At 59.9% G+C, this 3652-nt stretch carries 3 protein-coding genes; 2 read left to right on the top strand and 1 reads right to left on the bottom strand.

Going from position 1 to position 3652, the window contains the following annotated elements:
• Positions 1 to 1490: hypothetical protein (locus R3217_10485; GenBank protein MDX1455869.1), on the bottom strand; the 1490-nt coding region annotated here is incomplete at its 3' end.
• 239 nt (positions 1491 to 1729) lie between these two features.
• Between R3217_10485 and icd the strand changes: the two genes are divergently transcribed.
• A complete protein-coding gene (gene icd / locus R3217_10480) occupies positions 1730 to 3058 on the top strand; it encodes an NADP-dependent isocitrate dehydrogenase (GenBank protein ID MDX1455868.1) in 1329 nt (442 codons plus the stop codon).
• A gap of 66 nt (positions 3059 to 3124) precedes the next feature.
• Positions 3125 to 3652, top strand: a 528-nt coding sequence (locus R3217_10475) for a response regulator (GenBank protein ID MDX1455867.1), incomplete at its 3' end; no start/stop codon positions are given.

Here is a 3652-nt window from a genome sequence, read left to right as displayed (position 1 = left end):
GTACCCAGGTCGTCGGTGTACTGCAGGCCATCGCCGCCCGTGGCAAAGATCCGCCAGGTGTCACCCGGGCTGGCATCGACGCTGTAGACGAGCGCGAACGGAATATCGCCGCTGCTGATGACGTCGAAGGTCGCACCACTGTCGGCCGAATACAGCACGCTGCTTTGCTGGCCGACGATCACCTCGCCTGCATCACCGATGAAATCGATATCGAAGGCATATTCGAGGTCCTCGTAGACATTGCTCCAGCTGGCGCCGCCATCCGTGCTGCGCACGATCTTGCTCAGGGTGGAGGCGAGCAGGACGTCATCATTCACCGGATTGATTGCCGCAGCATAGCCCGACTCCGAACCCATCAACTCGAGCCCATCGACCGCCCTGGTCCAGCTGGTTCCGGCATTGTTGCTGATCTGCACACTGTGGTACTGGGTATTGAGCAGCACACGGTCACTGGTGGCACTGAGTGCGACACGGTTCGCAGCTACCTTGCGGATGCCGTTGTTCAGGTAGGTCCAGCTGCTGCCCGCATCCGTGGAAATCCGCACGCCGGACTTCTGGACGATTGCCAGGGTATCCGGCTGGTCGGGATGGGCCGCAAGATCGTAAATGGTGTCGTTGCCGTCATTGGCCGCGGTGCCCGCGACCCCCGGGGTGATCTCGTCCCAGGTGCTGCCGCCATCGGTGCTGCTGCTGATGAAAGCACGGCTGCTGCCGTTCAGGAGATACAGTCGGGAGAAATCGCTATTGGCAAACAGGCGAGTGGCCCAATCGGCGGTGAGCTTGGACCAGGTCGAACCACCATTCAGGGTTTCGTAGATGCCATCCATGCCACCGACGATGATGTGCTGGCTGTCGGCAGGATCAATGACCAGGTCCCGCGGCGACGTGGCATCGGTCGGGAATACCGACCAGGTCTGGCCGCCATCGACCGTCTTGTAGACATCGCCATGGAACTGGATGAACAGGTAGGCCGTCGATGGATCGTTCGGGTCCACCTTCAGGACCGACGGCGAGTCGGGGTAATCGATATCGCCCGTATAGAAGTTCTGGCCACCGTTGTGGGAGAACCGGAAGGTGTTGAAGCCCAGCAGGTAGATCGTGTTGCCGTCCGGCGACACGTACAACTCGTTGCCGTAGTCACCCGGTTCGAGGATTTCCGGGCTGGAACCAGGGGTGACATGGATGATCGTGTTGTCCTGCGTGACGTAATAGCCACCGGCAGTGAGCGGATCCAGCACGATGCCATTGGGTGAATTGATGGTGTTCAGGCCCTCGGCCTGCCACTTCGGGCTGTCCAGCGAGGTCTCCCAGGCATCCCAGGCTGCGGTCATGCGCAGCTTGTCGGTCGTGCCGGTGGTGTCGAAGACGATGGCGGTGGCGGTCACGCCCTTGGGCCCGATGGATGCCCACTCATCTTGCGCATTGCTGGAAAAGGAGAAAAGAAGCGTCGAAATGGCAAGGATTCCTGCCTTGGAGATGCCGCGGTACATGCAAAAGCCCCCTGTGCGATACCCGTAATCCTGCGGGTGAAATGCCCCAAAAAAATGACGGTTCACTTTGTATCACAAGGTGCTTGTTGTTGCGTAGCGCCAGACAGCATTTTTCGGACCTTGCCCGCCATTCGGCGCCTGGTCGACGACGAAATGGCGCAACACGGCCAAACCGGAAACATTTAATGGTAGAATCTCGCGTCCAAATCGCCCATTTTCCCCGATTTTCGAGGCAGACGATGAAATTCGACAAGATCCAGGTGCCTGAAGAAGGCAGCAAGATCACCGCAAATACCGACCATTCGATCAAAGTTCCCGACAATCCGATCATCCCGTTCATCACGGGCGACGGCATTGGCGTGGATGTGACACCGGTGATGCAGGACGTGCTGAATGCCGCTGTGGAAAAGGCCTATGGCGGCAAGCGCAAGATTGCCTGGATGGAGATCTACGCGGGCGAAAAGGCCGTGGAGCTCTATGGCGAGGACATCTACCTGCCGGAAGAGACCATGGAAGTCATGCGGGACTACATTGTCTCGATCAAGGGCCCGCTGGGCACACCGATCGGCGGCGGCATCCGCTCGCTGAACGTCGCCATTCGCCAGCAGCTGGACCTCTATGCCTGCGTGCGCCCGATCCAGTACTTCTCTGGCGTGTCGACACCGATGAAGGTCTCGGACCTCACCGACATGGTGATTTTCCGCGAGAATACCGAGGACATCTATGCCGGCATCGAATGGCCGGCCGGCTCCGAGGATGTCCAGAAGCTGATCCACTTCCTGCAGTCGCAGATGGACGTTTCGGGCATCCGTTTCCCGGCCAGCTCCGGCATCGGCATCAAGCCGGTCTCGAAGGAAGGCTCGCAGCGCCTGATTCGCAAGGCCATCCAGTACGCCATCGACAACGATCGCGTCTCGGTCACGCTTGTCCACAAGGGCAACATCATGAAGTTCACCGAGGGCGCCTTCCGCAACTGGGGCTATGCGCTTGCGAAGGAGGAATTCGGTGCGACCGAACTCGACGGCGGCCCCTGGTTGAAGTTCAAGAACCCGAAGACGGGCAACGACATCATCGTCAAGGACGTGATCGCGGACAACTTCCTGCAGCAGATCCTGCTGCGTCCGGAGGAGTACGACGTCATTGCCACGCTGAACCTTAACGGTGATTACATTTCGGACGCGCTGGCAGCGCAGGTGGGTGGCATCGGCATCGCGCCGGGCGGCAACATTGCCGATTCGGTCGCCGTCTTCGAAGCGACGCACGGCACGGCACCGGGATTTGCCGGAAAGGATCGCGTCAACCCGGGATCGCTGATACTCTCCGGCGAGATGATGTTGCGTTACCTGGGATGGACCGAAGCGGCCGACCTGGTCATCTCCGGAATGCAGAAAACCATTGGCGAGAAAACCATGACCTATGACCTGGCGCGACTGCGCGAGGCCATCCGGGCTCCGAAGCGGGAGCTGGCGGCGACCAAGAACGTCGAGGAAAAGATGGAAAAGCTGCTGCCGGGTGCGACCCTGGTGGGTACCAAGGGCTTTGGCGAGGCCATCATCAAGAACATGTAGGCCAACAACATGCGAGCCGGCGAAGATCGGCGCTGCATGGCAGGGAAGGGGTGAGGTTAGGAAGTCATGCTGAAGGTTCTTCTTGTTGACGATCACAAGCTGATTCGTGTCGGCCTGCGCCAGATCATCGAAGCCAATGCGGATTTCGAGGTGGTGGGCGAAGCCGAGTCCGGGCAGGACGGCCTGGAAAAGGCGCGTGATCTCAAGCCGGATGTGGTGGTCATGGACATCAACATGCCTGGCATGAACGGCATCGAGGCCACGCGCCGCATTGCCCGTCTGGACCCGCGACCGCGCATCCTGATCGTTTCCGTTTTGTCCAGGGATCCGGTACCCAGCCGCCTGCTGGAAGCGGGTGCCGATGGCTACCTCAGCAAGGACACCGCTGCCGACGAAATCCTCACCGCGCTGAAGATGGTGAAGCTTGGCAAACGCTACCTTTCAGCCGATCTCGCTCGCCAGATGGCGCTCAGCCAGTTCGATGGCGATTCACCGCTGGACCAGCTCTCCGATCGCGAAATGGAAGTGCTGCTGATGGTGACGGATGGCCAGTCCATCCAGGAGATCGCCGAGATCCTGCATGTCTCGCCCAAG

It is taken from the genome of Gammaproteobacteria bacterium, assembly GCA_033720895.1.
Lineage (GTDB): Bacteria > Pseudomonadota > Gammaproteobacteria > Natronospirales > JAJUFS01 > JAWWBS01.
The sequence above is the reverse complement of the archived record's forward strand: the minus strand, read 5'-3'. Positions and strand labels throughout refer to the sequence as shown.